This is a genomic window from Polynucleobacter sp. GWA2_45_21, assembly GCF_001830325.1.
GTDB lineage: Bacteria > Pseudomonadota > Gammaproteobacteria > Burkholderiales > Burkholderiaceae > Polynucleobacter.
In genome coordinates, this window is the sequence record NZ_MHZG01000001.1 from 474,772 (window position 1) to 501,111 (window position 26,340).

Genomic DNA, 26,340 nt, shown 5'->3' on the forward strand with positions numbered 1-26,340 from the left:
TCAAAGATTGCCACTTCATGGATGAGCAAGTACTCCGGTCTCTCATTAAGTGGCCCAATGTTCCTCACTGCTTTGGATGGTTAGCCCTGGATCGTCGCGGTCAATGGCGTATGCGCGATGAGTTCGCCCAAACCAACAAACTAGCTGGCAGCGTCATTCAGCATGCGGCCCTCAATGAATTTATCTGCAGAAATTATGCGCACGATGAATTAGGTCGATACTTTTTTCAGAATGGTCCACAACGGGTTTTCATCACACTGGATGCCACGCCATGGATTGCCAGAATCATTCCCACTGAAAGTGGTCCTCAGCTATTAACCCAGTGCACTACAGAAATAAAACCGCAGGGTGCTCTGAGTGATGAAAAAGGCAACATCTACATTACTGGACTGATCCCTCAATCAAGCTCAGATCAAGTCGATGACACCGCGTTCGCCAAAACAGAATCTTTATCGGTTGCACTATTGCATGATCATGATTTGGAGCTCTTCTCAGAACAATCTCAAGTTCAAGAAGATGCCTGTAGCTTCAGAGGATCTTGGCGGTGGCATGGCAAAAATTTACCGATCGAACCCATTCATTCGGCGGAACTAAGTGAGCGCTTCCACTTCATCAAAGCGCCTAGCAATTAATTAGCTAGGCATATTTTTGCCCTGCTCCTTCAGCTCTTCTTGATACTCTTTCTGCATTTCACGCAGGCGCGCATCAATACTAGAAGCCTGATAAAAGTCGGCGCCACCAGAAGATCTAGCAATCTTGAGTTGCTCAATGGCGGATGGCCAAGCACCCTCTAGCGCATACTTCTCTCCAAGAGCGTAATGGCGCATCGGCACATTCTTTGCCTGATCATAGGCATTCGATAGCATGGTCCACCACACCACCTCATTAGGCTGCAACCTAGTGCGCGCCTTTAACCAGGCAATGGCATCATTAGTGCGGCCTAGTTTCAGGTAAGCATTCATCATCGCTGCGCCAGCAGCATAGGATTGTGGGAAGGCCTTTAAAGTCGCTTGAGCAATTTGCAGGGCCTCATCACCCTTACCCCTAGCTAATGCTAATTCGGAGGCGGTAATGTCTAAAGATAGGCTCTGTCGAATTATGGGAGATCCAGACGCACTTGCGCTATTGGCTAGATTGCGTGCTTGTTGCAAATAGCTGGCAGCCTGATCGAACTTACCTTGCTTTTGAGCAACGAGCGCTAGCCCATAAAAACCTTCCATCTGTTTGCCTGGAGAAGACTGCTTACTCAAGCTATCAAAGGTATTTTTTAAGTCATACATTTGACTAGAGCTTCCAGACTGCTCCATACGAGCACGTGCCTTAATGAAATAAAACTCCACCGCAGTTGGCACATTTCGGCTGGCGACATTACGAGCGCGATCTTGCATATCCGCAATACGATCAGTGGTTAATGGGTGAGTGCGTACATAGGATGGAACACCGCTATCCATAATCCCCGTAGCTTTTTGCAACCTCTGGAAGAATCCTGGTGCACCATTCACGTCGTAACCGCTTGCCGCCAGAATCTGAAAGCCAATACGATCAGCCTCGCGCTCAGCATCTCTGGAGTAGGAGAGTTGATTGTTCACTGCCACCGCCTGACCACCCTGCATCAAACCAGAAGCAGCTCCTGGGTTACGTGAGGCGGCTAAGGCGCCCAACAAAATACCTGCAAGGGCAATCATCGTGTTGGTGGTCTGCTTGTCCATCTGACGCGCTAGATGGCGCTGTAAAACGTGGCCAGTCTCATGCCCCATAACTGAGGCTACCTCTGAATCTGTTTCAGCACTCACTAACAAGCCTGTATGAAAACCAATAAATCCACCAGGCAATGCAAACGCGTTAATACTGCTGTCTTTAACAGCGAATACCTCAAAGTTATAGGCGCCACTGCCCTGCTCATTAGCCCCACCCAATTGCAAACGTTTTGCAGCTTGCAATAGGCGTCGCTCCATTTGATTTAAATAATCATAGATAGGCAAGTCATTGGAATAATCTGGATCTGGACGAATCTGGCGCATGATCATCTCGCCATACTTTTTCTCATCCATACGACTTAAGCTATCGCCACCTGGATCACCCATATCTGGGAGTACAAAGCTTGGCTGAGTTAGGGGTGTATTGCGAGAGGGTAGATTTGAAGAGCGGGCATCGGGCGACTGAACTGCTCTATCCAGGTTCTGCAAGGCTGCAGACTCACCCTGAACCGAGACATCCCCTGTGATTGAGGAAGGCGCAGGACCAGCGGCATAAACAAAGCCGGCACTTGGCCAAGCCAAGCTCAGAATGAGCTGAGCAGCCAAAATTCGCTTAAATAGCGATAGTTTTTGCGATGTCTTTATGACTTCCATCCCTATATGGTAAAACCTATTCCATGAACAAACTAACTCATTTTGATGCCTCCGGCCAAGCCCATATGGTTAATGTGGGCGACAAACCCAATACCCACCGAATCGCCCTTGCCGGCGGCAAGATTTCGATGTTACCCAGCACCTTCAAAATGGTAGAGGAAGGAACGCATAAAAAGGGTGACGTTCTCGGTATCGCCAGAATTGCAGGTATTCAGGCATCTAAAAAGACATCTGATCTGATCCCGCTTTGCCACCCCTTGGCCTTGACTCATGTAAGCCTAGAATTTCTCCTACACCCAGAAACCAGTAGCATTAGCTGCCAAGTGAGAGCGGAAACCACCGGGCCCACAGGCGTTGAAATGGAAGCCCTTACTGCAGTCCAAGTTGCCCTACTCACAATCTACGATATGTGCAAAGCAGTAGACCGTGGCATGGTCATGGGGGATGTGAAGCTACTCGAGAAGAGTGGTGGCAAGTCTGGCGAATGGAAAATTGCCGAATAATTTTGGAGGATATATGGCTGGAAAACTCAGTAAAAACAGTATTGCAATCCTTGCCAGCTTGGGTGTTGGCATCACCATGACTATTTTGTACTTCAACGAAAACATCAGCTTGTTTTTCGCTATTGTGTTTGCTTTAGTGTTCAGCACAATCTCGAATTACGTCATCCTCGGTAGGGAAGCCTTCAAAGACAAATACGGCATGAACAAGAAGAAGAAATAAAAAATGCCCGTCAGGGCATTGATTTAACTCTTCTTTCTACCCCATGGCTCCATATGGGCATGGCGACGAATAATAAAATCGAAAATAATCTTCATCCACAAGGTTGAACCAGCAATTGCTGACCAGGTTTCGTAAGGCAAACCTAAAACCACTACGCCAAAAATAGCGTAAGTCATGATTAAACCCCCAAGCAAATTGAGAGCGCCAACAATCAGGGCAAATTTTTGAGGATTCTTAGGTGACTTACCGCCCTTCAGAGCTACCTCTGAGTAGTCTTTCTTAACCAGCACCCTCCAGGCGCGGCGATACCAGTAAAACGCAATAGGGAACATGGCCAGAAACAAAATCCATGTCAGGGCTGTACTGATATCAAAAACCATTGAATACCTCTTTAATTAAAGTCGATTCATTTTAGACTAATAAAAAAGGCCCTCTTGCGGGGGCCTTTTTTATTAGTCGGCACTAGCGAACTAGTACCGACAATGACATGCACTCTAATTAGTGTGCGCCATCTACTGCTTTTGAACCACGTGGGATACGTACAGCTTCAACCATTGCTTGGATGTGTGCTGGTGGCTCTTTAGTCACTTTATCTACCATGAAGGCAACGATAAAGTTCACACCGGCACCAACTGCACCGAAGGCTTCTGGAGTGATACCAAAGAAGCTGTTCGCACCACCAATGAGACCAAGATACTCAGTACCCTTGATGAAGAAGATACCTTTGTGTGCGAACACATAGAACAAGGTGATGAATAGACCAGCAAGCATACCGGCAATTGCACCTTCTTTGTTCATCTTCTTAGAGAAGATACCCATCATGATTGCAGGGAACAAGGAACTAGCAGCAATACCGAACGCTAACGCCACAGTACCCGCCGCAAAGCCTGGTGGATTGAGGCCCAAATAACCTGCCACGACGATGGATACCGCCATTGCAACCTTACCAGTCATCAACTCACCCTTCTCACTAATCTCTGGCATAAATACGTTCTTCACCAAGTCATGAGAAATCGCAGCAGAAATCGCCATCAACAAACCAGCCGCTGTAGAAAGCGCCGCAGCCAAACCACCCGCCGCAACCAGACCGATAACCCAGTTTGGCAACATCGCAATTTCAGGGTTAGCCAACACGATGATGTCAGCATTCACTGTCAACTCGTTGCCTTTCCAACCAGCAGCAGCAGCCTTGTCAGCAGCAGCTTGATTTTTGGTTTTGTCGTTGTAGTACTGAACACGACCGTCACCATTTTTATCTTGCCACTTCAACAAGCCAGTTTTTTCCCAACGAGCCATCCATCCTGGACGATCATCAGCTTTGATGCTTGATTCAACAGCATATAAATCACCGTTTGTTGCAACAGCTGTATTTACTGTAGCGATCAAGTTGTACTTAGCCATTGCTGCAACAGCAGGAGCAGTAGTGTACAAAGCAGCAATAAAGATCAATGCCCAACCAGCAGATGAACGTGCATCAGCAACTGTTTTCACAGTAAAGAAGCGCATGATCACGTGTGGCAAACCAGCAGTACCAATCATCAATGAGAGTGTGTACACAAACATATTGAGCTTGCTACCAGCAGTTGTGGTTGTGTACTGACCAAATCCAAGCTCAGTTACAACAGTGTCAAGGCGAGATAACAGGGACACATCTGTGCCAACCAAGTTAGAACCCAAACCGAACTGTGGAATTGCTACACCAGTCAATGCTAAAGAGATGTAAACAGCTGGAATGATGTAAGCAACGATCAATACGCAATACTGGGCTACTTGGGTATAAGTAATACCTTTCATACCACCGAACACAGCGTACGCAAACACGATAGCCATACCGATATAAATACCAGTTTCCTTAGAAACTTCAAGGAAGCGGGCAAATGCGATACCTACACCAGTCATCTGACCAATAATGTAAGTTAAAGAAGCTACGAGCAAGCACAAAACCGCCACTGTAGATGCTGTCTTGGAGTAGAAGCGATCACCAATGAACTGCGGTACTGTGAACTTACCGAACTTACGCAGGTATGGAGCAAGCAAAAGAGCCAAGAGAACGTAGCCGCCAGTCCAACCCATCAGGAAGAGACCGCCGCCGTAGCCCATATTGGAAATCAAGCCGGCCATCGAAATGAAAGAAGCAGCAGACATCCAGTCAGCAGCTGTCGCCATACCGTTCATAACAGGGTTAACGTCGCCACCGGCAACGTAGAACTCGCTAGTAGACCCAGCACGGGCCCATATCGCAATGCCGATGTAGAGCGCGAAGCTCAGACCAACAGCGATATATATAGTTGTTTGTAAATCCATGAATATCTCCTGTTAATCTTCGTGAACGTCAAACTGACGATCAATCTTGTCCATACTGCTCTTGTACCACCAGATTAAGGCGATAAAGATTACTAAGGAACCTTGTTGAGCAAACCAGAATCCAAGTGGATATCCACCAAGATAAAACGCATTCATTTGTTCAACAAATAAAATGCCGGCGCCGAAAGAAACTAGGAACCAAACAATCAGGATCTTAGTCAATAAGCTCAGGGTTGCTTTCCAGTAGCCGTGAGCGTCATGAGAATGTTGCATATTCCCTCCAGAGAATCGCTTTTGTTATAACCATAATTCCAGGTTTCCCCAGAGTCCTATCCGATCAATAACCGCAAAACACGCAGCTATTCATCATTAACCGCTAATATCCTGGGTATTGGCAAAAGAAATAACTAGTATTAACCCTAAAAATTGCTAGGTATTAACCCCTGATTTCCTTATAAAAAACAAGTACTTAATTGAGTCAAACCCCAGCCCTTTAGGGGTTGCGCGGGATTTACTAGTGACGAGGCAATTTGCGCAGACGCTTCTCGAGTTGCTCAATGTCTTCAATTGAGCTGGCATGCTGTCTTAATAGTGGCCAAATCTGCATCATGATTTCTGCAGTGGCAAAGGTATCAGCTGCAGCCTGATGACGCACTGCACACTCAATCCCTAAAAACTGCATCCAATCATCCATATATTTAGCCTTTACTTCAGGATGACACTTCGCCACCAATGGCTCAATGTCAATCCAGGCATTCTTTAGCTTTCGCCCTAAGAATTGCTTAAAGGTTTTTTGAATCATGGCCTCGTCAAATACCGCATGAAAGGCAAACAATGGAGAATTACCAACCCACTCCTCAAACTTGAGTAGTGCGGTGGCTGGATCGATACCCGCCTTTTGAGCCTGCACCCCAATACCATGCAGCAAAATATTTTCTTTATCAGATGTCTTGTTGGCTTGCTGCTTGAGCACAATTTCAAAGCTATCAGCCAGGTCAATTTTTATAGTTTGGGTCACTGGATCCAAATGAATGCAGATTGCAGCAATTTCTATCAAGCTGGCTTTTCGGGTATTTAAGCCGGTAGTCTCCACATCCAACACAACCCAACGATAAGGATCCATGGGCGCCGCGCCCCACAAACCCTTAATCCAATCGATATTCATGTTTATTGACCAAATGCGCGCTCGAGGCGCTGCTGGAAGTTTCGTGTGACGCTCAGGGATTCTTTCAAAATACGTCGATCAATATTATTTAAGCTATTGAGCTCAATAGCATTTGGATTGCCATCGATTTCATGGCCATCAATCTGAATCGATAAACGTAGCATCTGTAGATATTCAAATGCTGTCACCCAGGACATGTACTCTGCCTCAGGGACTTTTAAAGCCTGACCTACTGCTATGAGACGCTCTCTGGTATTGGTTTCAGGTATGGCGTTTGCCAAAGCATAAATTCGTGCAGCATCCACCAAGATAGCAGTGCCATGTTTTTTCAAATCAATGCACTGCTTACCATCAAGCTTAATCGTATCCAAGCCGCCGTGCCAGGTAATAGGCACCTTCATGCGTAATGAATTGTCTGCCAACTGCTTCAGGAAACGCAGATTGCGGGGAGCATGAGTCAGGATAATTTCCTTCATCTTGAGAAGTAAGTCGGGATTACCGGCAACTCTTCTAAAGTCAAAGTAAATACTGGCGTTCAATAAATTCTCACCAGAACCTTCGTCAATCCAATGGGCAAACTTGCGATTCCACTCGGCCTCACTTAAACAGATCTTCGGATTGCTTGCCATCACATTGCCCTTGCACAATGGATAACCACAGACATCTAGAGCCTGGTTAACATCTAGAGCAAATGCAAGATACTTGTCCCGCACAGCATCGCTTGCTTCTCCTGCAAATACCAGAGCATTGTCTTGATCGGTCGCAATGGTTTGCTCAGACCGGCCCTCAGAACCCAAGGCAATCCACGCAAAGCTTTTCATATCAATGTGGTGCTGGTGCGCATACAACTCAATCAACCTGTCACACACTAGATCATTCAAATCACTAATTAATCTGGTTAGCTGCTTAGCCTGAACTCCTTGACCAATGAGGTTCTTAGCAAAACGTCGAACATCTTTTGCGCACAGGGCTACGCTCGCCAAATCAGGCGCAGAGCGGATTGCCATACTGATGTGCTTTAGCGAGAGTCTCTGCATCGCAAATAAATCTCTCTCAGAGAGAATGTTGACTACTTCACTGCCATCCATCACCGGGATATGCCTAATCCCCAACTGCAAAAACATCAATGCAGCATCCTGCGCGCTATCGCGGATGGTGAGCGATTTCACGCCTTTAGTCATCACCTCTTTGATGGGTAGATGCACATCTATCTGAGGAATCGTCACTCTTCCCAAGATGTCATAACGCGTCAAGATACCCTGCAGCCCTTCTTCTGAGTCACCTACCAGGATCGAACCAACTCTGCGCTCATGCATTAATGTGAGCGCTTCTTTGATGCTGGTATTAGGAGTGACACACAATGGTTTTTTACGAGGCAAATCTCCCAAAGGGGTTTCTAAAGACTGCTCTGAGAAAATTTGGGACGTATAGGTTCTCTGCAATACCTGCCAAGAACGCTCTAAGAATTTCATAATGCTTTGACTTAAAAAGTCAGCAAACTGTGGTGACATTTCTGCCAAGCGCCGCATCACGTCAGTTGTAATGCTTAAACAGAAACAATCTCCAATAGCGGCATAGGTTGCGGTTGGAGATCGCCCTGCCATTGCAGTGCTGACTGGAAAGAGTTCCCCCGCTTCAAACTCATGCGCCTCACCCGCTTCATTGGAGAGACCACGACGAGAGACAACGCCGCCCTTACGAATAAAAAATAATCTATTGACCGGAGGACTTTGCGGCGATAAAAATACCTCGTCTGGCGCAAAGTACTCTTCCTGCGAATTTTCAATGAAAAAATCCACATGCTCTGGCTTCATTTCAGAAAATGGCAGAACCTGCATCATCTGCTGGGTCAGATTCACAATCAAACTGCGAGATGGGCTGGTTTTCTTCAAGGCATCCTCTGTTCTTCGCTTTACTTTAACCATTCAATTTATCGCGTCATTACGCTACTGTCTATATGATTTGACCCACTTATTTGATCGTAATCAAATAAGTGGGTCATTCTCTTATCTAAACGCTCTCACCTTGCCTCTACGAAGCAAAGAGAGGCTTACTTAGTGAGTCGGCACTCTGAAGGCAGTAATTGTGGGGATAAGTTGCTATCTGGGCTTCTACAAGACCAACCCCCTGACCATGATGAGGACTCAGGTCTTGATAAATCCATTGCACTTGGAATGACAGCATCAGGCTCGTTTGTTGGAATGAGATACAAGGTGTTTTTACCTGCAGGCGCCACATTGGCTTGATAGCCAATGACAATGGTCCCAGAAGGATCGATTTCAATGAACTTCACATTGCGCGTTGGCGCAAAAGTAAAGGCCCCCTGAGTTGCCTCATCCATTGCTACAGCGCCTCGACTCGAAAATACCTCTGTGACGGCAAGCTTGGCAGTAGAGGCGAGATTCAAGCCCTCCACAACTCGACTTCGGGCTATGTAATCTTGATATTTAGGAACGGCAACAGCAACCAAGATGCCAATGATGGCTACAACCACCATCACCTCGATCAAGGTAAAGCCAGCCTCTTTGGATTGAGCTAAGTTATTGCGCGATGCTGAATTTTGCATGTAAAAACCCCTAGTTAAATCACCCTATGATCCAACATAGAGCCATTTTTCTAGGGGCCTACTGCTATCAGATTGTTCTGATTTTAATGCGCGCTACTCGGTAAAACTAATTAAGCCTTCTTATGTTTGCGCTTAACCAACTCACCTGCAGCCATTACTGCAATCGCACCAATAGCACCAGCTACCAAGCTATATGACTCTACTCCAGCACCAAAGAACTTCATCACACCTGGGTCAGACATAATCATGCCGCCTGCAATCCAGCCCAGCAAGCCAGCACCCGCGGTAACGATAATCGGGAAACGATCAATCAGGTACAGCACGATGCGACTACCGCCAATGATGAGTGGTACTGAAACCAACAAACCAAAGATGATGTAGCCCAGCTGATGTGCCTGGTCATCAATTTGACCAGCAGCACCGGCAATTGCCAACACGTTATCCAAACTCATCACGATGTCAGCAACGATGATGGTTTTAATGGCAGCAAAGAGCTTATCTGGGGCTTGGAGATCATGTCCTTCTTCACCGCCAGAGTCCACCATCAATTTGTAGCCGATCCATAGCAATAACAGACCACCGACAAACTTTAAGAACGGAATCTGCAGCAGTGTCACAGCAAAGGCCACTAAGACAATGCGCAAGATGATCGCGCCAGCCGTACCCCACAAAATACCTTTACGGCGTTGATTTGGGTGTAGATTTCTGCAAGCTAAGGCAATTACAACAGCGTTATCACCGCCCAACAGAATATCGATCAAGATGATCTGCGCAACGACAGACCAATCTAACATTGTTAAAAACTCCATGTCATCCTCTTATATTTTTATGTTTTAACTACGGGCACTGCAAAAAGGATGCTATTACGCATCCTTTTCTTAAACACAATTACAACATGGCTTTAAGCAAAGCTGCCATTTCTGATGGATTTCTTGTTACTTTAAAGCCACATTCTTCCATCACCGCTAGCTTAGCATCGGCTGTATCGGCACCACCAGAAATCAATGCGCCAGCATGGCCCATACGTTTTCCAGGAGGCGCTGTTACACCAGCGATAAAGCCAACAACCGGCTTCTTCATATTGTCTTTGCACCAGCGAGCTGCTTCTGCTTCGTCAGGGCCACCAATTTCGCCAATCATAATGACCGCGTCAGTATCAGGGTCTTCGTTGAACATACGCATCACGTCAATGTGCTTCAAGCCGTTAATTGGGTCGCCACCGATACCAACCGCTGTGGACTGACCCAGACCAATCGCAGTCAATTGACCAACCGCCTCATAAGTCAAAGTACCGGAACGGCTAACAACGCCAATGCGACCCTTCTTATGAATATGGCCAGGCATGATGCCGATTTTGATTTCATCTGGAGTAATGATTCCAGGGCAATTTGGGCCAAGTAATAAAGTTTTCTTACCGCCTGCAGCTTCTTTTGCATGCATCTTGTTACGTACTTCCAACATATCCTTGACCGGAATGCCTTCGGTAATACAGATAACAAAATCGAGGTCAGCTTCAACAGCTTCCCAAATCGCAGCAGCAGCGCCAGGAGGCGGAACATAAATTACAGAAGTAGTAGCGCCAGTTTGCTGAGCAGCTTCTTTTACAGTTCCGTAAATTGGAATGTTAAAAATGGACTCGCCCGCTTTTTTAGGATTTACACCCGCTACAAAACAGTTTTTTCCGTTTGCGTATTCCTGGCACTTCTCAGTGTGGAACTGACCAGTCTTACCAGTAATACCTTGAGTAATCACTCGTGTATTTTTATTTACCAAAATAGACATATTGAAGTTCCTTGATTATTTGTTTTTCGCAACAGCAGCAACTACCTTCGTAGCAGCTTCTGCCATTGAATCGGCGCTAATGATTGGCAAACCAGAGTCTGCAAGAATCTTCTTGCCCAACTCCTCATTGGTACCCTTCATGCGAACAACCAAAGGTACAGTCAAATTCACCGCTTTGCAGGCTGTCACTACGCCATCAGCGATCACGTCGCAACGCATAATGCCACCGAAAATATTTACCAAAATCGCTTCAACACTCTTGTTTTTGAGCATGATCTTGAATGCTTCAGTAACCTTCTCTGCTGTTGCGCCACCGCCAACGTCCAAGAAGTTTGCTGGCTCACCACCAAACAATTTAATGGTGTCCATCGTAGCCATTGCTAAGCCAGCACCATTCACTAAGCAACCGATATTGCCATCGAGTGAAATGTAAGCTAAGTCGAATTTAGAAGCCTCAATCTCAGCTGCATCCTCTTCATCGATATCGCGGTAAGCCACGATCTCTGGATGACGGTACAAAGCATTGGGATCAAAATTAAATTTAGCATCAAGAGCTTTGATCTTGCCGTTGCCTTCAAGAATTAATGGGTTGATCTCAACCAATGAAGCATCAGTTTCCCAATAGGTCTTGTACAAATTCTTGAATACATCACGCGCCATTGGAATAGAAGCATCGGGAACGCCGATACCCTTAGCAATGATGTCGCAATCAGCATCTGTCAACCCAATCAATGGATCAACAAATACTTTGATAATTTTTTCTGGGTGAGATTCAGCAACCTCTTCAATGTCCATACCGCCTTCGCTGGACGCCATGATCACATTCTTTTGTGTGCCACGGTCAGTAACGATACTGAAGTAATACTCTTTTTTGATATCAGCGCCATCTTCAATTAAGAGGCGATTTACTTTTTGACCTTCTGGGCCAGTTTGGTGAGTCTTTAACTGCATACCCAAAATTTCAGAAGCGTACTTTTTCACTTCGTCCATGCTGCGAGCTAATTTCACACCGCCACCTTTACCGCGACCACCTGCATGAATCTGAGCTTTAACAACCCATACTGGGCCGCCTAGCTTTTCTGCAGCTTTAATAGCCTCATCAACACTGAATGCAGGAATGCCATTTGGAACAGGCACATTAAATTGGCGCAAAAGTTCTTTGCCTTGGTACTCGTGAATTTTCATAATTACTCCGAAACGGTGTCTTTTTTAGCAAGCGATAAGAATGTGTAAAACCAGCACCTTTTTTAGCTTTTTTCTTCATCAAACCAAAAAATGGCGTGTGGTTCACGCAACTTTATAAGTCTATCATGCTGCAATGCATCAACTTGGGATTTTTAGCTCCGTAATTGCCCTAGTCAGGGCGTCCAGCGACCACCTTGGAGACCACGTCAGAGCTAAAGCCCTTGGAGGCCAGAAATCGATACTGGCGAGCCCGCTCTTTTTGCTCAGATGCCAACGCACCAAACTTGCGCAACCACAACTCGTGGGCACGCTGGTATTCGGTTTCCTTAAGATTCTTAAGCAGATCAATGGTCTTTGCACTATCTACCCCGGCCTGAGCGAGTTCATCCTGTATTTTTCGAGTACCAAAGCGCTCGCTACGGCGTCTGACTAGAGCCTCTGCAAAGCGCTGGTCAGACAACCAACCACGAGCCTCAAAATCATCTAGAACAGCTTCAATTTGCGTGGTCAAGGGAATTGCTGGGACAAGCACCTCAGCTTCCTCCTCGGAAGACTGGAACTTCAACATCCTTGCTGCAGACTCCTCAAGCTTTGCAGCCAGTCCTTTGCGGCTGTACTCTCGCATAGACAAAAGGCGCAAAGCCCGAGCTTTAAGACTCGGGCTTTGTTTTTTACTCTTCTTAACAGTGCTACCTAATTCTGACATTGAAGAATTACGCTTCCTCTTCTTCACTCAAAACGTCGCTCACTACTGCTGTGCCAGCCTTGACGCCCAATTTCGCACGAATCTTCGATTCGATATCTTGTGCAATAGCTGGGTTCTCTTTTAAGAACTCGCGCACATTATCTTTTCCTTGACCAATGCGATCACCGTTGTAGCTGTACCAAGAGCCTGATTTTTCTACGATATCGGCTTCAACACCCATATCAATAATTTCACCTTCTCTAGAGATGCCAGCGCCGTACATGATGTCAAAGATGGCTTCACGGAACGGAGGTGAAACCTTGTTCTTGACTACCTTGACGCGAGTCTCATTACCGACGACTTCGTCACCCTTCTTAATACTACCGATACGGCGAATGTCTAAGCGCATAGAAGCGTAAAACTTCAGCGCATTACCGCCAGTAGTGGTTTCAGGGGAGCCAAACATCACGCCAATCTTCATTCGAATTTGGTTAATGAAAATGACTGTAGTGTTGGTGCGCTTGATTGCACCGGTCAACTTACGCAATGCTTGACTCATCAAGCGTGCCTGCAGACCCGGTAATGAATCACCCATGTCGCCTTCAATTTCCGCTCTTGGCACCAAGGCTGCGACTGAGTCGATCACGATTAAATCGATTGAACCTGAACGCACCAATGCATCTGCAATTTCCAATGCTTGTTCGCCAGTATCGGGTTGTGAAATCAATAGATTATTAACGTCTACCCCCAAGCGTGAAGCATATTGAACATCTAAAGCATGTTCAGCATCGATAAAAGCGCATGTGCCACCAATCTTTTGCATTTCTGCAATTGCATGCAATGTGAGTGTTGTTTTGCCTGATGATTCAGGACCGTATATTTCAATGACGCGACCGCGTGCTAAACCACCAACACCCAGGGCAATATCTAAGCCCAATGACCCACTAGAAACCACTTGAATATCTTGATGAATCTCTGCATCACCCAATCTCATGATTGAGCCTTTGCCAAATTGCTTTTCAATTTGCGCCAAAGCAGCCGTTAATGCCTTTTGCTTGTCTCCACTCATGCCGTCAAACTCTGATGAGGCTGATTTCTTCTTATCATCCAAGGCCATTTTTTAATTCCTTTTCGCTATGTATTGGGCTTTTTCCCGAAGTTTCTGTACTGTTTAACAACTTAGAAGTTACTGTATATAAAAACAGTAGTATTTGCAAGAAACTTTTTTGGCTCTATGGCTGATTTTTATCTAGGACTACTCTTACGCGATCCCAATACAAGAACAGTGGAATTGCCGCGCCCCAAACGATTGCTAAAAGCATGAGTCCGCCCACTTGTCCCTGCGGCCCCCATGCTCCAGCACCCATTCTGATGCCCGCTTCATAAGACATCGGGCCTGCAATTGCACCCAATACTGCTGCCAGAATAGGCCTTCCACGCAACCAAGACAGTGATCCATTGATTGTGCTGGCAACCAAAGCCCAGAGCGTCCACATCCAAATAGGTGATAAATATCTGCTTGGCCAAGCATCTTCAAAGATTAAAAATCCAGATAAAGATATAAGTGAGTCAGCGCTTACTCCATATATGGATGCCTTTAATAAAAGGTTCATCTCTGAAGATGGCTGATTGGAGCGGGCAACATGGATAGCCAGATAGAGTAAGGTGATAACAACAGGCCAAAACACCTGATGATTTGCAGCGCCAATGACACACGCAAACCAACCCAACTGGAAAAGCACGAAGTTCCAAAATTTAGCCATCGCTTACGCCCAAGCAGTCACACCCAAGAAAAAGGCCACTGCCGCCGGGCAATGGCCTGAAGATATGGTGGCGAATCAGGGACCGGACACCAAAACAATAAATCCATAAAAAACAATGGGTTACGACCTTACATTGTAACCTATATCGCACCTTTTTAACACACTAAAAACCACTTGTTCTCGGCTCTCCATAAAACTGCTTTGGTGGTGATTGCTGATCTACATTAGGCTTTACTCCCAAGGGAAATGTAGCTGTACCCACTGGTGAACCATATTTATCTTTGTATGTCACTTCATTATTGCCTTGCGTGGCTGTACCAAGTGGGGCTCCATATTTATCTTTGTATGTAACGACACCTCTAGTTTCCGTAGAAGTACCAACTATCGCCCCATATTTATCCTTATATGTGACAGTTTGATCTGCAAACACACCGCACGCCAATAAAGAACTAAATATTGCTACGAGCCACTTTAGATGAATAGCCATCATTTGCCTACCTCTGCAATTCTCTGCTTATAGACTGTCATCAGGCAACTCTTATCCGAGCAAGCGTTTCTAGATGACTTTATCCAATAAATTTGCTCAGATTGGACTTTATTCGGATTTACAGAATTTTCTCGCGCTTTAGCATACGCAATGCTCAAATCAACGTCCAACTTCGATAAATCCCTATCCCTGCAAATTAATTTCTCAATTCCCGTGCTTGCTTTCGCACAGTCAAAACTTGGTGAAAAAGAATTGCTCATCTCTACTTTTGGAGACATTAGCGGCGCTACAGGCATCACTGGTGCTGGAGCATCCTGCACTTTGCCCATTAAAGCCGTCGGGTTTTCCTTGCACACCCTTAAAGCCTCTTGAGAAAAAGCGATAAATCCTGGGTAAGTTTTATCGCCGAAGAGCTTAAACATTGGTCGTGCTCCCACATATCCTAATCTTTCCAAATCCTCCTGGTCAACAACCTGTTCAAATTTATTAATTAAACATTCACATACTGCCTTTGATTGACCTACTTTTATACAGCTCTGTATAGCAATCCCTTTGTACTCCGCAGAATACGGCATCGTGTTTTTAGATGAAGCTGTAATATCTTTAACAGATGCAGATATAAGAGCGTATGCATTTATATAAACATCCAATTCTCTATCAAAATCTCTAGACTCAGGCTTAAAATTATCGACAACAAAATCTTGTTCGTTCGAGCCTTGTTGTTTATAAACCTTATAACTAAACCTACCAGTCATTACATTCGATGCAGGCTCAACCCATCCAGATATCGCTGAAGCCAACGTTTGTTGTGATGCCCTATCCATATCCTCTTGTGGAAATGAAATTACCATATTACCCGCGCACTCAACATACTTGGATTCAGTATTTCTTTTCGTTTCTACCACTTGCTCTATGCTCATCTTAATTCTGTTTTTCTTGATAGCCATTACCAAATCAGGAGGCATTCCAGGTTCGCTCATCACGGAGATAAATCTACCAACAAGTGTTTCTTTTACAGCAGAGTCACCGCATCCCTTAACGCCAGCGTTCATATAAATATAAGACAGGGCTATTAGCAGTATCGCAATACCACTCATAGCTAGAACTTTTCCCATGATTTTTAGAGTCGATACGTCCCCGCCGGCTTCACGTATTTTCTTGATCAATTTATACCTATTAAATAGATACAAAGGCAATGTAATCAGCCCCAAAAAAAACGTAATAATTGCCCATGGAAGTGGCTCAACGATCGTTGCATTCGGATCAATACGAAGTAAGGCGCCATTAACCTTACGGCTATCAAAATACAGCCAAATAGCGCTTATAAGTAACAGTAATGGCCCTATTAATAAAATAATCATGTAGTTCTTAAGCCCTTGGTTTTCATTTAAATTATATTTTTTATAACTACGTGGCAACTATACTACGCAAACAAACGTGAACAGTCTGCCCTAAAGAGCATCCGCTTTGTTTTATTATTTTTTAGGTTGTACAACGGGCTTTGCTGTTCTTAACTCACTTGAGCCCGTGCAATCAGGATGCATTCCCGTCAATACTGGATAAGCACATATTTCATCTATTCTTTTTTCGTATGAAGACGTTAAACACGCAGAGTCTAAGCACTTATTTCTTTGAGATATCCAAGTTTTTTGTGTCGACTTAAGAGCATTTCTGGCGCCGTCTCCAATATCCGCAGCGCCCATATTGGAATAATTACTCGCCAAAACCTCATCTAGCTTTCCTAGCGCTGGATCACTGCAAATTATTTTTTCAACGGTTGTTGAGGCTTTTTTACAATCGAAGGATGCCCCATGGGCAAAATTTAAGAAAAAAATTGTGCTAACAAATAAAAATATAAACCTGCTCATAAAACCCTCATTATTAATTAATTTCTCTGATAATTTTATATGTTCTACAACTTCCAGCCTATTAGAGCATGATAAATACCCTCAAGAGGTTTTTTTAATCTATATATTCTCCATGTTTTTCTTTTTTAAACAATAATTGATCCAATTACTCAATTCATCAGATCTCATTGGCTCTATTAAGAGACTAGATACATATCTCAAACTCTTAATATCTTTCACTATTCTAGTGTTTACTCTTTTCAACTCATAATTCCAAAAATTACCCATATATTTTTTATCAATTGGTAATATTCCATGAATATGATTTGGGGTATTCATACTATCCCTTTTAAAAATACTTTTCTCATCATATTCATGGTACCTAAAATACTCATATGGAATAGTATCTAAATTTTTTTTATAATTTCTCCATAATTGTTTTCTTATTTTTCTTAATATATTAAAATCATACGTATCCAAACAAGCATTTGTTACACCTTTAGATCCATATGAACATTTAAAACTTACGGTAATGGTAAATAATTCACAATGATTTAATTTTTCTCTAAAAAAGTTACTATATTCACTTAATAATCTATCTCTCATCTTATTCTCATTAATTTTTGACAAAGTAAGGGGTTTGTTTCTCTAAAGAAACATTAAAAAATAACTATAAAAACTCACGGCTAATATAGTGAAGGTTAAAAATGGCTAGCCTTCAACTGTATTTATATAAACTGAGCTATTTTTTACCCCAAATTTATTCCACGATATGAAATAAATAAGATTATTTTTAGATTATATATACTTTTATTGATTAGTTAGTGAATACTAACTATTATTGAGAGTGATTAATGGGGCCTCCACCCTTTTAAAAAGGCAACTACTCCAAGGCTTGATTTTTTCAAAATCCAAAGGATAAGCAAGCTTATTGATAGCCACTAATTTTTGTTTTGTTAGTTTTGAGTGTGTATAAACCTTACTTCCAATTGATCTCTCAGCACTGCTATGGCCAACAATCGAGTCAATCGTTCTCTCTTCTATGTTCTGGTCTACAAGTTGCGTACGAACTGTATGTCTGAAAGAATGAAATACTCTAGTTGAGCCCTGATCACTCAATATTCCCACCGTTTTAAATCTATTCGCAATTCTCTTTTGAATAGCATCAAATTTATTAAGGGCAGTTCTCCTCTCCAAGGGGAATAATCTGATCTGATTTAGCTTCTTAAGGTAGTCAATGTATCCCTTAATATCAAGGGCTATTAATACTTTATGCACGGGTATTGTTCTCGCCGAGCCTTGTTTGCTCTTAATACTTTTATATTTGTCATTTTCATTAATATCAAAACATAAAACGCCATCAATTTCATGGATATCAGAAATAGATAACTGACAAATTTCACCCAGTCTTGCACCAGTAAAAAGAGCAATGAGTGGAACCCAATAATCAGATGATCTTTTAAATTTCCCGCCAAGATATTCAGTAGATATAAATATCTTACTTAAATCCTCGTTAGAAAATGGAACTCTATTACTTGACGACTTCTTGGGAACACTCTTTTTGGATGACTGTAAGATTGATTTGAATCTTGTGTTTTCAATATAGCCCTGAGATTCCAACCAATTCAAAAAATCAATGATTGTATTTACATAATAATGATACGTTTTTGAGGATATTTTTAAGCCATCTAGCCTGCTTAATTCCAGAAATGGCATATTGACCATTTGCTTTGAACTTCTTCTTGCAGGTAGTCCTTGAAGGAGATCATTGAATTGACGCATTAAATCAGGGGTGATCTCACCAACCCTACACTCACCTCCTTTTAACTCGATCAAAGCCTTGCAAAATACCTCTATATGACTTCTTGCCGACTCTAAAGACCCTGGCTTAAGAGTTCTTTGCTTTGCCTCAAGCCATTTCGCCACTAAAGTGCCAATGATGGGAGATTCTTTATCAATTTCACCTCCAAGAGCCTTAGATTTCATTTGCGCTTGTAGGTGGGCAAGGAGCTCCTCGTATTTAACAGACTCATGATTTCCACTGCTTGCGTCCTCCTTTTGTTGCTCAATCCCCAATGTGAGCAACCGATCATCATCAGCATCTAATTTTGATAAAAAGTGATCGACCGCCTCCCAACCATCTAAGCTAGCCGCCTCATAGCGAGACAGGAGGTCCATAGCCTGACCATACAACTTAGGATTGGAGAAGTATTTTTTTCGTATTCGTTCCACAACCAACCATAGGTAGCGTGCAGCAATAAGCGCAACACCCCTATCTCTCGTTCTTAAACTTTTCCTAAAAAGCTTCCTGTTTTTACTTGGAAAGCACGTTGAATCAATATTAATGGCATATGAATACTGAAAACAGAAGATTCCAAGTCTATTTTTTGTTATGTAGGATGGACTTTTATTCGACATGGGTTACGTATTTTGTTAACGTACCCAGTGAATTTCATGGAAAATTAATGATATAAGTCGTTGATTTTAAACGACTTATTAAAGAATTTGGTGGCGAATCAGGGATTTGAACCCCGGACCTGCGGATTATGATTCCGTCGCTCTAACCAGCTGAGCTAATTCGCCGAAGCTGTGATTTTAGCTTATTTGACTAAGTCGATCAATTTATTTAGTGCGGTGAGAGAGTTTTTTAAAGACCTCTTTCATAAAAATCCACAGGGCTGGTAAGCCCGGAATGACAATCATTGCCAGCGCCACGAGTGAGAAATTGCTCTTCACCCAGGGGTGATCGCCAATGAAGAAACCAAGGCTGGTCAGACTGCATACCCAAACAATGCCGCCAATCACGTTATAGAAAACAAAGACGGAATAGCGCATATGAGCCACCCCAGCTACAAAGGGGGCAAAAGTACGAATAAATGGCATAAAACGCCCCAGAACAATGGTGATTGGGCCATATTTCTCATAAAAAGCATGCGCCTTATCAAACGCATTCCGATTAAACCAACGTGAGTTTTCCCAAGAAAAAACCCGGTTACCAATTTTTCTACCAATGGAGTAATTCAGGGCATCACCCGTTACGGCAGCTGTAGTGAGAAGGGCCATCAAGGCAAATAAATCTAAACCCCCTACTGCTGCAATCGCACCAGCAACGAATAACAAAGAGTCGCCAGGCAAAAAGGGCATGACCACTAAACCGGTTTCCACAAAAATAATGGCGAATAGCAGGGCATAAATCCAAACGCCCCACTGGTTAGCGACTAATGCCAGATTTTTATCTAGATGCAGAAATAGATCGATAAGGTATGAAAAGTCCAAAAGGGCTCCAGGGTTTAATAGGTGAGCTGATGTGAGGTCTGAGCTAGGATGCTACTTGATTTGAAAAGTGCTGATGGCTTCATCTCGGTTGTAACGAACAAAAACCTCAATCTTCTTTGCTAAAAAGAGTTTTTTGAGCACCTCATCCTTATTCTCAAAGGTAATTGCGGTTTGCTCAGGGTAGCGTGAGAAAGGATCACTCATCACTTCAATGGGTTGATCATCGATCTTAATTAAGCGAATTGTGCGCTTATGGAGGCGGTCGGGCCGAATAAAAATGAGGCGCTTTACATATTTATCGAGCACTAGCTTTTGCCCCTGCTCATTAGTTTTAAAGTAGTACACGAGCTCATCTTTACCATTGACGGTGACATCACGCTCCTCATCCCATTTTGCGAGGGCTGGCTGGCTCAGACAAATACCCAGAATCACCCCTACTACGATCCTATACAGTTGCATTATTTGCTTTCTTCATGTGATCGTTCAATCTTATCAGCGAATCCCTATGCGACTACTATCGATTTCCTGCGGCAAAGTAACCCCCTTGTTTGAATTAAATCACCCCAACTACTCAAGCGTAGCTTCCGCGATTAATAAAAAGCCGGTGAGTACCCTAAGCCAAGCAACTCCAGTGGAAATCAAATCACTAGGCGTTGTAGGTGACGAACAGGCCGATTTATCAGTACATGGGGGTCTTGAAAAAGCGATATATGTTTATCCAATCGAACACTATGCATTTTGGAATGAACTACTCAGCAGAGAAACCAAGCAAATAGTTAATCTCCAGCCTGGGTCTATGGGTGAGAACTTCACGATCGAGGGACTTCTTGAGGATGAAGTATTTGTGGGGGATAAGTTGTCTATTGGCGAACTTGAATTTACTGTCGTAAAACTCAGAGAGCCATGTTTTAAGTTCAACGCAAAGATGAAATACAAAGGCGCGGCCAAGGCAATGCTGCAGTCCGGAAAAAGTGGCTGGTACTTACGGGTTAATAAACCAGGAATCCTTGCAGCGGGCGCCAACATTCATCTGATTCCTGGACAAAGAATTACCTCGATAGCCAGTCAAAACAAAGCCCTCTTTCAGCGCGGTAATCAAAAAGATCTTTGGGATTAATGTTGGCAATAAAAAACCCGACCATAAGCTGATCGGGTTTTTTATTGAGCAAAAGATTAACTAATCGTTCGCATAAATATCCACATCTTTTGTCTCGCGAATAAACAAAGTACCAATTACTAATGTAATCGCAGCAATGATGATCGGATACCAAAGACCATAGTAAATATTTCCGTTTTGAGCCACCAGGGCAAATGATATTGTTGGCAGCAGACCCCCAAACCAGCCGTTACCAATATGGTATGGCAAGGACATTGATGTATAGCGAATGCGTGTTGGGAACATCTCAACTAGCATTGCTGCAATAGGTCCATACACCATGGTCACCAAAATAACCAAATAGGCCAATAACAACAGTACTGGCACATAACTGATTTCTTCAGGGTTGGCTTTCGCTGGATAGCCCGCATCATTTAGCGCATTACGGATAGCATTTTTAAACTCTGCATCTCTCGACTGACTCTCTACTAAAGTCATTCCCTTTGCTGAATACGCCTGAATTTCAGTTTCACCAATTTTGATAATGGCGGGGCTTCCTACTGCACCAGAAATTGTTTTGTAGCTCGCAGAGTAAGATGCCATAACCTGCTTAGCAATGTCACATGAACTCGTAAACTTAGCTGTGCCAGTTGGATTGAACTGGAAACTACATTCACTCAAATCAGCAGTAATCGTTGCTGGCGCAGCAACCATCGCTTTTTCTAAGGCGGGATTTGCGAAGTGGGTTAATGCGTTAAATACAGAAACTGGCGTGCCTGGGATATAGGTCACTACAGCGAGCAACAGTCCACCCATGATGATGACCTTGCGACCAATCATGTCCGACAAGGTTCCAAAAACAACAAAAAACGGTGTACCAATGATTAAGGCGGCAGCGATTAATAGATTAGCTGTTGTGGAGTCTACTTTGAGCACCTGAGTAAGGTAGAACAAAGCGTAAAACTGGCCTGTGTACCACACCACTGCTTGACCAGCCACCAAGCCAAATAAGGCCAAGAGAACAATCTTCAAATTCTTCCAGCGGGCAAACGACTCGGTCAGCGGCGCTTTAGATAGCTTGCCCTCCTCTTTCATTTTTTTGAAAGCAGGCGATTCATTCATGGACAAACGAATCCAAATCGATATGCCAAGCAATGCAATGGATACGACAAATGGAATACGCCAACCCCAAACCTCAAAATCAGAACCCGTCAGCTCACGAGCACCCAAGATCACCAGGAGAGATAAAAACAAACCCAAAGTAGCCGTCGTCTGAATCCATGATGTATATGCACCGCGACGACCATGCGGTGCATGCTCGGCAACATAAGTGGCAGCGCCGCCATACTCACCACCCAAGGCCAGGCCCTGTAGCATCCGCAATGCAATGAGGATGACTGGGGCAGCAACACCAATCGAGTCGTAATTTGGCAAGATGCCAACAACAAAGGTTGAGACACCCATTAACAAAATGGTGACTAGGAAGGTGTACTTACGACCAATCAGATCTCCGAGCCGTCCAAATACCAAAGCACCAAACGGTCGGACGATAAAGCCAGCAGCAAAAGCCAACAAGGCAAAAATAAAAGCGGAACCCTGGTCTAGCCCTGAGAAAAACTGTTTAGCAATAATGGCAGCCAATGAGCCATATAAATAAAAGTCATACCATTCGAAAACAGTACCCAAGGACGAAGCAAAAATAACTTTGCGTTCCTCAGCAGTCATGGGGGCGACCTTAGTTGATCGTGACATCTCCAACATTCCTAATAATTTTTTTCAGGGGCAGATTATCCCTTGGAAATTTACTTTCAAATATACAAATTAGGGTATCTCCTCATCAAGTTATAAAAAATTTTGAACAAAAAAAAGAGGAGGCAATGCCTCCTCTTTTTTATGAACAACTCTTCTACCAACCAATTGCTTTAGGCAACCAAAGTGAAATTTGTGGGTAGTAGAAAACTAAGAACAATGCTACACCCTGCATAAACAAGAACGGCAAGACACCAATGTACAAGTCCCTAATTTTTACTTCAGGCGGGGCAACTCCTTTGAGATAAAAAAGTGCCCAACCAAATGGCGGCGTTAAGAATGATGATTGTAGGCAAACCGTAATCATCATCGCAATCCAAACAGGATCTGCACCTTGCGCCAAGAGAACAGGCAGAAATAATGGTACTGCAATGTAACTAATTTCAATCCACTCAATAAAAAATCCGAGCACAAAAATTAGCAAGAGCATGAACCAAATATCGCTATTAATACCGCCGGGTATTACCTCGAACATCCCAGAGATGAGCTCCTCACCATTAAGCCCCCTGAAGGACAAAGCAAAGACTTGTGCACAAATTAAAATAAACATCATTAATGCACTGATCTTGGTGGTATCTATTGCGACTTGCTTCAAAATATCCCACTTAAAGCGACCAGATAAAAAAGTTACCAAAATTGAACCGACGGCACCCATCGCTGCAGCTTCAGTTGGTGCAGCAACACCGCCAACGATAGAGCCCAATACAGCAACTACCAACATAATTGGTGGAACCACGACTTTCCAAAAACGTACCCATAGCTCTTTACCAGAAACACGACTGCGCTCTTCCTTAGGAATAGGCGGCATCAAATCAGGTTTGAGCCAGCCTAAAATCAAAATGAAGACTATATAAACCACCACCAAAATCAACCCAGGGCCTACTGCAGCGGCAAACAAAGTACCAACCGACAACTGCATGATGTCGGAGAGCAAAATTAAAATGAGACTAGGTGGAATAATTTGACCCAAAGTACCAGAGGCACAAATCGCACCGCAGGCAATACTCTTGTTATAGCCACGTCGTATTAAGGTTGGCAGGGTCAGCAGACCCAAGGTGATGACAGTAGCACCAACAATCCCGGTGGTAGCACCCATCAAAGCCCCGAACAAAATAATTCCGACCGCCATGCCGCCCTTGACACCACCAGCTATGTGCCCAATCACGTCTAACAAATCATCCGCGAGCCGGGATTTTTCCAGCATGATCCCCATAAAGATAAACAAGGGAATTGCAAGCCATTGATAACCCGCCACAATGCCAAACACTCTTGCTGGCAATAAGTTAAACAAGGAGGTTCCGAATCCTAAAAATCCAAATACGAACCCCACTGTCGCCAAAGTAATAGCAACTGGAACACCAATCATCAATAGAATGAAAAAGCCTATCAGCATCAGAATGGCCATCACATGCATATCAAACATGCTGACCTCCTTTGGTGCTATAGCCATTCAGAATCACCCGACAGAGCTCCCCGACGCCTTGCAAAGCCAGTAAAGCAAAGCCAATTGGAATTAATCCCTTCACAATCCAGCGATAAGGAATACCTCCTGGATCGGGCGACATTTCTCCAATCGAGAAAGACTGGACAACATATGATGAGGACAAGTAGATAAATAGCAGCGCCACAATGATTGTGAGCACTGCTGAAAGAATGTCTACTCGATATTTTGTCTTAGGTGAGTAATTGGCGTAGAACAAATCAACCCGAACATTATCCCCACGTAACAAGGCATAACTCATACCGAATAAGATTAATGCCGCCAATAGATGCCACTCAAGCTCTTGTGCCCACACCGAACCAATGCTCATGGTGTAGCGTAAAAAAACGTTAACTGTTATTAATCCCACAATGGCCAAGGCCACGTAAGACGTGGCCTTGCCAGTGAAATCAATTAAGCCTTCGATACGCAATGCGATTTTTAATAACAAAGGATGCACTGATATTCCTAACTTAAATGATTAAAACAAAAATCAACCGCGAACTTTGCTGTGGTACGTTGCCTCGCTGTAAGAAGCCCAGGAATCGTAATTGCGCTTAAAGGCAAAATAAGAATCATGTACTTTTTTAGTCATAGGATCAGCAGCGGCAGACTCGTCCAAAATCTTCTTCGTTTCAGTGCGCATCGCAGCTACTACTGAATCTGGCAATTGCAGAGCAGTAACGCCTTGCTTCTCAACCAAATCTTTCATTGCCTCGGCATTGTTACGCTGACACCATGCCTCACCAATGACATTACAAGCTGCAGATGCATTTTGCACAACCGCTTGAAGATCTTTAGGTAGCTTTTCCCAAGCTGCTTTATTAATCAAAAGCTCAGAAGTAGTTGCTGGCTCATGCCAACCAGTGGTGTAGTAGAACTTAGCTGCTTTTTGCAATCCAAGACGACGGTCTTGAAATGGGCCAACGAATTCAGCTGCATCAATCACGCCACGCTCAAGCGCCGGGAAAATCTCACCGCCTGGCAATACTTTTACATCAACACCCAACTTGGCATAGACCTTACCAGCAAGTCCAGGGATACGCATTTTTAGACCCTTGAGGTCTGCGACGCTATTAATTTTCTTTTTAAACCAACCAGTCATTTGCACACCGGTGTTACCGCAAGGCATGGCAATCATGCCAAAAGGTGCATAGGTTTCATTCCAGAGATCAATACCGCCACCGTCATATAGCCAACCATTCATCCCTTGAAAATTTAGGCCGAATGGCACAGCCGTAAAGTACTGAGCTGCAAATGTTTTGCCAGTCCAGAAATAACTATTAGCATGATTCATTTCAACCGTGCCAGATCGAACAGCATCAAAACCCTCAAATGCGGGAATCAATTCTCCAGCGCCAAAAACTTGAATCTTTAAGCGGCCATTGGACATCTCCCCAATGCGTTTTGCTAAATCAGTTGCGCTACCAGGTCCATCCATGTAAAACGGCGCACCCTTTGGGTAGGCGCTGGTCATCTTCCAGTTAAAAGTTTGTGATGATTGCGCTCGCACGATGGATGGAGCGCCCAAGGTAGCCCCAACAACACCTGCACCAATTCCTGCACTGAGAAACTTACGACGGTTTGTTTTCATAATTGACTCCTCCTGAAAAAATACTAACTACACACATATGGTTAAAAGTTGATGAACATCAAGATTTCCGAAATGACTTATCAGCATTGCAATGCAACAAATCATGTTTTTTCCTGCTGAGTCAATGTAGAGCATATTGATCAAGACAAGGTCAGTACATTCCCTAATGCAGTGCATAAAGCGCACTTTTTTTGGGATGATGGAACTTCATGCTTCAATTTGGTGTC

28 protein-coding genes and 1 tRNA gene are annotated in these 26,340 nt (G+C 43.8%); 4 read left to right on the forward strand and 25 right to left on the reverse strand.

All coding sequences use genetic code 11. The features are described from left to right. Window positions 1–17: 17 nt before the first annotated feature. Window positions 18–632: a DUF2946 family protein gene (locus A2X74_RS02360; RefSeq protein WP_293628434.1), complete on the forward strand. Its 615-nt coding sequence runs from the start codon at window positions 18–20 to the stop codon at window positions 630–632. Here the strand turns inward: A2X74_RS02360 and A2X74_RS02365 are convergent, their stop codons facing one another. Next, on the reverse strand, window positions 633–2,351 hold the full coding sequence (locus A2X74_RS02365) for a M48 family metalloprotease (RefSeq protein WP_293628432.1): 1,719 nt from the start codon (window positions 2,349–2,351) through the stop codon (window positions 633–635). Window positions 2,352–2,374: 23 nt separating this feature from the next. Here A2X74_RS02365 and moaC point away from each other — a divergent pair, with 23 nt between their 5' ends. Both moaC and A2X74_RS02375 read left to right on the forward strand, forming a co-directional pair. After that, window positions 2,375–2,854 carry a cyclic pyranopterin monophosphate synthase MoaC gene (gene moaC, locus A2X74_RS02370; protein ID WP_293628430.1) on the forward strand — a complete coding sequence of 160 codons (480 nt, stop codon included), beginning with the start codon at window positions 2,375–2,377 and terminating at the stop codon, window positions 2,852–2,854. Between the two features lie 13 nt (window positions 2,855–2,867). After that, window positions 2,868–3,074, forward strand: a complete 207-nt coding sequence (locus A2X74_RS02375; RefSeq protein WP_293628428.1) for a hypothetical protein — start codon at window positions 2,868–2,870, stop codon at window positions 3,072–3,074. A 23-nt stretch (window positions 3,075–3,097) separates the two neighbouring features. Here A2X74_RS02375 and A2X74_RS02380 read toward each other — a convergent pair whose 3' ends face one another. The 20 genes from A2X74_RS02380 to A2X74_RS02475 all read right to left on the reverse strand — a co-directional run bounded on the left by A2X74_RS02380 (window position 3,098) and on the right by A2X74_RS02475 (window position 20,593). Further along, window positions 3,098–3,454, reverse strand: a complete 357-nt coding sequence (locus A2X74_RS02380) for a hypothetical protein (protein WP_293628426.1) — start codon at window positions 3,452–3,454, stop codon at window positions 3,098–3,100. Window positions 3,455–3,572: 118 nt separating this feature from the next. Beyond that, window positions 3,573–5,378 (reverse strand): sodium:solute symporter family protein, encoded by a 1,806-nt coding sequence (locus A2X74_RS02385; RefSeq protein ID WP_293628424.1) that lies wholly within the window; start codon window positions 5,376–5,378, stop codon window positions 3,573–3,575. A gap of 12 nt (window positions 5,379–5,390) precedes the next feature. Next, window positions 5,391–5,651: a DUF4212 domain-containing protein gene (locus A2X74_RS02390; RefSeq protein WP_293628422.1), complete on the reverse strand. Its 261-nt coding sequence runs from the start codon at window positions 5,649–5,651 to the stop codon at window positions 5,391–5,393. Between the two features lie 241 nt (window positions 5,652–5,892). Continuing rightward, on the reverse strand, window positions 5,893–6,543 hold the full coding sequence (locus tag A2X74_RS02395; protein WP_293628420.1) for a 3'-5' exonuclease: 651 nt from the start codon (window positions 6,541–6,543) through the stop codon (window positions 5,893–5,895). A 2-nt stretch (window positions 6,544–6,545) separates the two neighbouring features. Next, entirely contained in the window at window positions 6,546–8,468 is a 1,923-nt protein-coding gene (locus A2X74_RS02400; RefSeq protein ID WP_293628418.1) for a DUF294 nucleotidyltransferase-like domain-containing protein, read from the reverse strand. Window positions 8,469–8,593: 125 nt separating this feature from the next. Beyond that, window positions 8,594–9,109, reverse strand: coding sequence for a pilin (locus tag A2X74_RS02405; protein WP_293628416.1), 516 nt, complete (start codon window positions 9,107–9,109; stop codon window positions 8,594–8,596). Between the two features lie 110 nt (window positions 9,110–9,219). Continuing rightward, window positions 9,220–9,918, reverse strand: coding sequence for a TerC family protein (locus A2X74_RS02410; RefSeq protein WP_293628414.1), 699 nt, complete (start codon window positions 9,916–9,918; stop codon window positions 9,220–9,222). A gap of 79 nt (window positions 9,919–9,997) precedes the next feature. Beyond that, window positions 9,998–10,891 (reverse strand): succinate--CoA ligase subunit alpha, encoded by an 894-nt coding sequence (gene sucD / locus A2X74_RS02415; RefSeq protein WP_293628412.1) that lies wholly within the window; start codon window positions 10,889–10,891, stop codon window positions 9,998–10,000. Between the two features lie 15 nt (window positions 10,892–10,906). Then, window positions 10,907–12,076 (reverse strand): ADP-forming succinate--CoA ligase subunit beta, encoded by a 1,170-nt coding sequence (sucC, locus tag A2X74_RS02420; RefSeq protein WP_215302026.1) that lies wholly within the window; start codon window positions 12,074–12,076, stop codon window positions 10,907–10,909. A gap of 169 nt (window positions 12,077–12,245) precedes the next feature. Next, window positions 12,246–12,782, reverse strand: coding sequence for a RecX family transcriptional regulator (locus A2X74_RS02425; RefSeq protein WP_293628410.1), 537 nt, complete (start codon window positions 12,780–12,782; stop codon window positions 12,246–12,248). A gap of 7 nt (window positions 12,783–12,789) precedes the next feature. Further along, complete coding sequence (recA, locus tag A2X74_RS02430; RefSeq protein WP_215302030.1) at window positions 12,790–13,878, reverse strand: recombinase RecA; 1,089 nt, start codon at window positions 13,876–13,878, stop codon at window positions 12,790–12,792. Window positions 13,879–13,993: 115 nt separating this feature from the next. Further along, window positions 13,994–14,524, reverse strand: coding sequence for a DUF2878 domain-containing protein (locus tag A2X74_RS02435; RefSeq protein ID WP_293628408.1), 531 nt, complete (start codon window positions 14,522–14,524; stop codon window positions 13,994–13,996). A 163-nt stretch (window positions 14,525–14,687) separates the two neighbouring features. After that, entirely contained in the window at window positions 14,688–15,011 is a 324-nt protein-coding gene (locus A2X74_RS02440; protein WP_293628406.1) for a hypothetical protein, read from the reverse strand. Beyond that, entirely contained in the window at window positions 15,011–16,429 is a 1,419-nt protein-coding gene (locus A2X74_RS02445) for a lysozyme inhibitor LprI family protein (RefSeq protein ID WP_299764273.1), read from the reverse strand. The genes A2X74_RS02440 and A2X74_RS02445 overlap by 1 nt, the downstream gene beginning before the upstream one ends. Window positions 16,430–16,486: 57 nt before the next feature. Then, a complete protein-coding gene (locus tag A2X74_RS02450) occupies window positions 16,487–16,879 on the reverse strand; it encodes a lysozyme inhibitor LprI family protein (RefSeq protein ID WP_293628402.1) in 393 nt (130 codons plus the stop codon). Between the two features lie 99 nt (window positions 16,880–16,978). After that, the gene (locus A2X74_RS02455) at window positions 16,979–17,464 is read right to left on the reverse strand and encodes a hypothetical protein (RefSeq protein WP_293628400.1); all 486 of its coding nucleotides are present in this window, start codon (window positions 17,462–17,464) and stop codon (window positions 16,979–16,981) included. A gap of 225 nt (window positions 17,465–17,689) precedes the next feature. After that, window positions 17,690–19,276 (reverse strand): tyrosine-type recombinase/integrase, encoded by a 1,587-nt coding sequence (locus tag A2X74_RS02460; RefSeq protein WP_293628398.1) that lies wholly within the window; start codon window positions 19,274–19,276, stop codon window positions 17,690–17,692. Window positions 19,277–19,364: 88 nt separating this feature from the next. Beyond that, a tRNA-Met gene (locus A2X74_RS02465) sits at window positions 19,365–19,441 on the reverse strand. A gap of 39 nt (window positions 19,442–19,480) precedes the next feature. Continuing rightward, complete coding sequence (locus A2X74_RS02470; RefSeq protein WP_293628396.1) at window positions 19,481–20,134, reverse strand: VTT domain-containing protein; 654 nt, start codon at window positions 20,132–20,134, stop codon at window positions 19,481–19,483. 51 nt (window positions 20,135–20,185) lie between these two features. Further along, complete coding sequence (locus A2X74_RS02475) at window positions 20,186–20,593, reverse strand: hypothetical protein (protein WP_293628394.1); 408 nt, start codon at window positions 20,591–20,593, stop codon at window positions 20,186–20,188. Window positions 20,594–20,639: 46 nt separating this feature from the next. On the opposite strand from A2X74_RS02475, the gene A2X74_RS02480 reads away from it, so the two are divergent. Further along, on the forward strand, window positions 20,640–21,251 hold the full coding sequence (locus A2X74_RS02480) for an MOSC domain-containing protein (protein WP_293628392.1): 612 nt from the start codon (window positions 20,640–20,642) through the stop codon (window positions 21,249–21,251). A gap of 60 nt (window positions 21,252–21,311) precedes the next feature. On the opposite strand, the gene A2X74_RS02485 is transcribed toward A2X74_RS02480, so the two are convergent. The 4 genes from A2X74_RS02485 to A2X74_RS02500 form a co-directional block, all read right to left on the reverse strand. Continuing rightward, window positions 21,312–22,982 (reverse strand): MFS transporter, encoded by a 1,671-nt coding sequence (locus A2X74_RS02485; protein ID WP_293628390.1) that lies wholly within the window; start codon window positions 22,980–22,982, stop codon window positions 21,312–21,314. Between the two features lie 154 nt (window positions 22,983–23,136). Beyond that, entirely contained in the window at window positions 23,137–24,462 is a 1,326-nt protein-coding gene (locus tag A2X74_RS02490; protein WP_293628388.1) for a TRAP transporter large permease subunit, read from the reverse strand. Next, window positions 24,455–24,979 carry a TRAP transporter small permease subunit gene (locus A2X74_RS02495; protein ID WP_251367866.1) on the reverse strand — a complete coding sequence of 175 codons (525 nt, stop codon included), beginning with the start codon at window positions 24,977–24,979 and terminating at the stop codon, window positions 24,455–24,457. Before A2X74_RS02495 ends, A2X74_RS02490 begins: the two co-directional genes overlap by 8 nt. 33 nt (window positions 24,980–25,012) lie before the next feature. Then, window positions 25,013–26,113: a TRAP transporter substrate-binding protein gene (locus tag A2X74_RS02500; RefSeq protein WP_293628387.1), complete on the reverse strand. Its 1,101-nt coding sequence runs from the start codon at window positions 26,111–26,113 to the stop codon at window positions 25,013–25,015. Between the last annotated feature and the right edge of the window lie 227 nt (window positions 26,114–26,340).

What these genes read in the sequence shown, in the direction of transcription:
- A2X74_RS02360 (WP_293628434.1), top strand. Translation starts at nt 18, where the DNA reads ATGGATGAGCAAGTACTCCGGTCTCTCATTAAGTGGCCCAATGTTCCT.
- A2X74_RS02380 (WP_293628426.1), bottom strand. Translation starts at nt 3,454, where the DNA reads ATGGTTTTTGATATCAGTACAGCCCTGACATGGATTTTGTTTCTGGCC.
- A2X74_RS02410 (WP_293628414.1), bottom strand. Translation starts at nt 9,918, where the DNA reads ATGGAGTTTTTAACAATGTTAGATTGGTCTGTCGTTGCGCAGATCATC.
- A2X74_RS02455 (WP_293628400.1), bottom strand. Translation starts at nt 17,464, where the DNA reads ATGAGAGATAGATTATTAAGTGAATATAGTAACTTTTTTAGAGAAAAA.
- sucD (WP_293628412.1), bottom strand. Translation starts at nt 10,891, where the DNA reads ATGTCTATTTTGGTAAATAAAAATACACGAGTGATTACTCAAGGTATT.
- A2X74_RS02440 (WP_293628406.1), bottom strand. Translation starts at nt 15,011, where the DNA reads ATGGCTATTCATCTAAAGTGGCTCGTAGCAATATTTAGTTCTTTATTG.
- A2X74_RS02485 (WP_293628390.1), bottom strand. Translation starts at nt 22,982, where the DNA reads ATGTCACGATCAACTAAGGTCGCCCCCATGACTGCTGAGGAACGCAAA.
- A2X74_RS02450 (WP_293628402.1), bottom strand. Translation starts at nt 16,879, where the DNA reads ATGAGCAGGTTTATATTTTTATTTGTTAGCACAATTTTTTTCTTAAAT.
- moaC (WP_293628430.1), top strand. Translation starts at nt 2,375, where the DNA reads ATGAACAAACTAACTCATTTTGATGCCTCCGGCCAAGCCCATATGGTT.
- recA (WP_215302030.1), bottom strand. Translation starts at nt 13,878, where the DNA reads ATGGCCTTGGATGATAAGAAGAAATCAGCCTCATCAGAGTTTGACGGC.
- A2X74_RS02425 (WP_293628410.1), bottom strand. Translation starts at nt 12,782, where the DNA reads ATGTCAGAATTAGGTAGCACTGTTAAGAAGAGTAAAAAACAAAGCCCG.
- A2X74_RS02395 (WP_293628420.1), bottom strand. Translation starts at nt 6,543, where the DNA reads ATGAATATCGATTGGATTAAGGGTTTGTGGGGCGCGGCGCCCATGGAT.
- sucC (WP_215302026.1), bottom strand. Translation starts at nt 12,076, where the DNA reads ATGAAAATTCACGAGTACCAAGGCAAAGAACTTTTGCGCCAATTTAAT.
- A2X74_RS02390 (WP_293628422.1), bottom strand. Translation starts at nt 5,651, where the DNA reads ATGCAACATTCTCATGACGCTCACGGCTACTGGAAAGCAACCCTGAGC.
- A2X74_RS02405 (WP_293628416.1), bottom strand. Translation starts at nt 9,109, where the DNA reads ATGCAAAATTCAGCATCGCGCAATAACTTAGCTCAATCCAAAGAGGCT.
- A2X74_RS02365 (WP_293628432.1), bottom strand. Translation starts at nt 2,351, where the DNA reads ATGGAAGTCATAAAGACATCGCAAAAACTATCGCTATTTAAGCGAATT.
- A2X74_RS02400 (WP_293628418.1), bottom strand. Translation starts at nt 8,468, where the DNA reads ATGGTTAAAGTAAAGCGAAGAACAGAGGATGCCTTGAAGAAAACCAGC.
- A2X74_RS02500 (WP_293628387.1), bottom strand. Translation starts at nt 26,113, where the DNA reads ATGAAAACAAACCGTCGTAAGTTTCTCAGTGCAGGAATTGGTGCAGGT.
- A2X74_RS02460 (WP_293628398.1), bottom strand. Translation starts at nt 19,276, where the DNA reads ATGTCGAATAAAAGTCCATCCTACATAACAAAAAATAGACTTGGAATC.
- A2X74_RS02435 (WP_293628408.1), bottom strand. Translation starts at nt 14,524, where the DNA reads ATGGCTAAATTTTGGAACTTCGTGCTTTTCCAGTTGGGTTGGTTTGCG.
- A2X74_RS02375 (WP_293628428.1), top strand. Translation starts at nt 2,868, where the DNA reads ATGGCTGGAAAACTCAGTAAAAACAGTATTGCAATCCTTGCCAGCTTG.
- A2X74_RS02385 (WP_293628424.1), bottom strand. Translation starts at nt 5,378, where the DNA reads ATGGATTTACAAACAACTATATATATCGCTGTTGGTCTGAGCTTCGCG.
- A2X74_RS02480 (WP_293628392.1), top strand. Translation starts at nt 20,640, where the DNA reads ATGCGACTACTATCGATTTCCTGCGGCAAAGTAACCCCCTTGTTTGAA.
- A2X74_RS02490 (WP_293628388.1), bottom strand. Translation starts at nt 24,462, where the DNA reads ATGTTTGATATGCATGTGATGGCCATTCTGATGCTGATAGGCTTTTTC.
- A2X74_RS02475 (WP_293628394.1), bottom strand. Translation starts at nt 20,593, where the DNA reads ATGCAACTGTATAGGATCGTAGTAGGGGTGATTCTGGGTATTTGTCTG.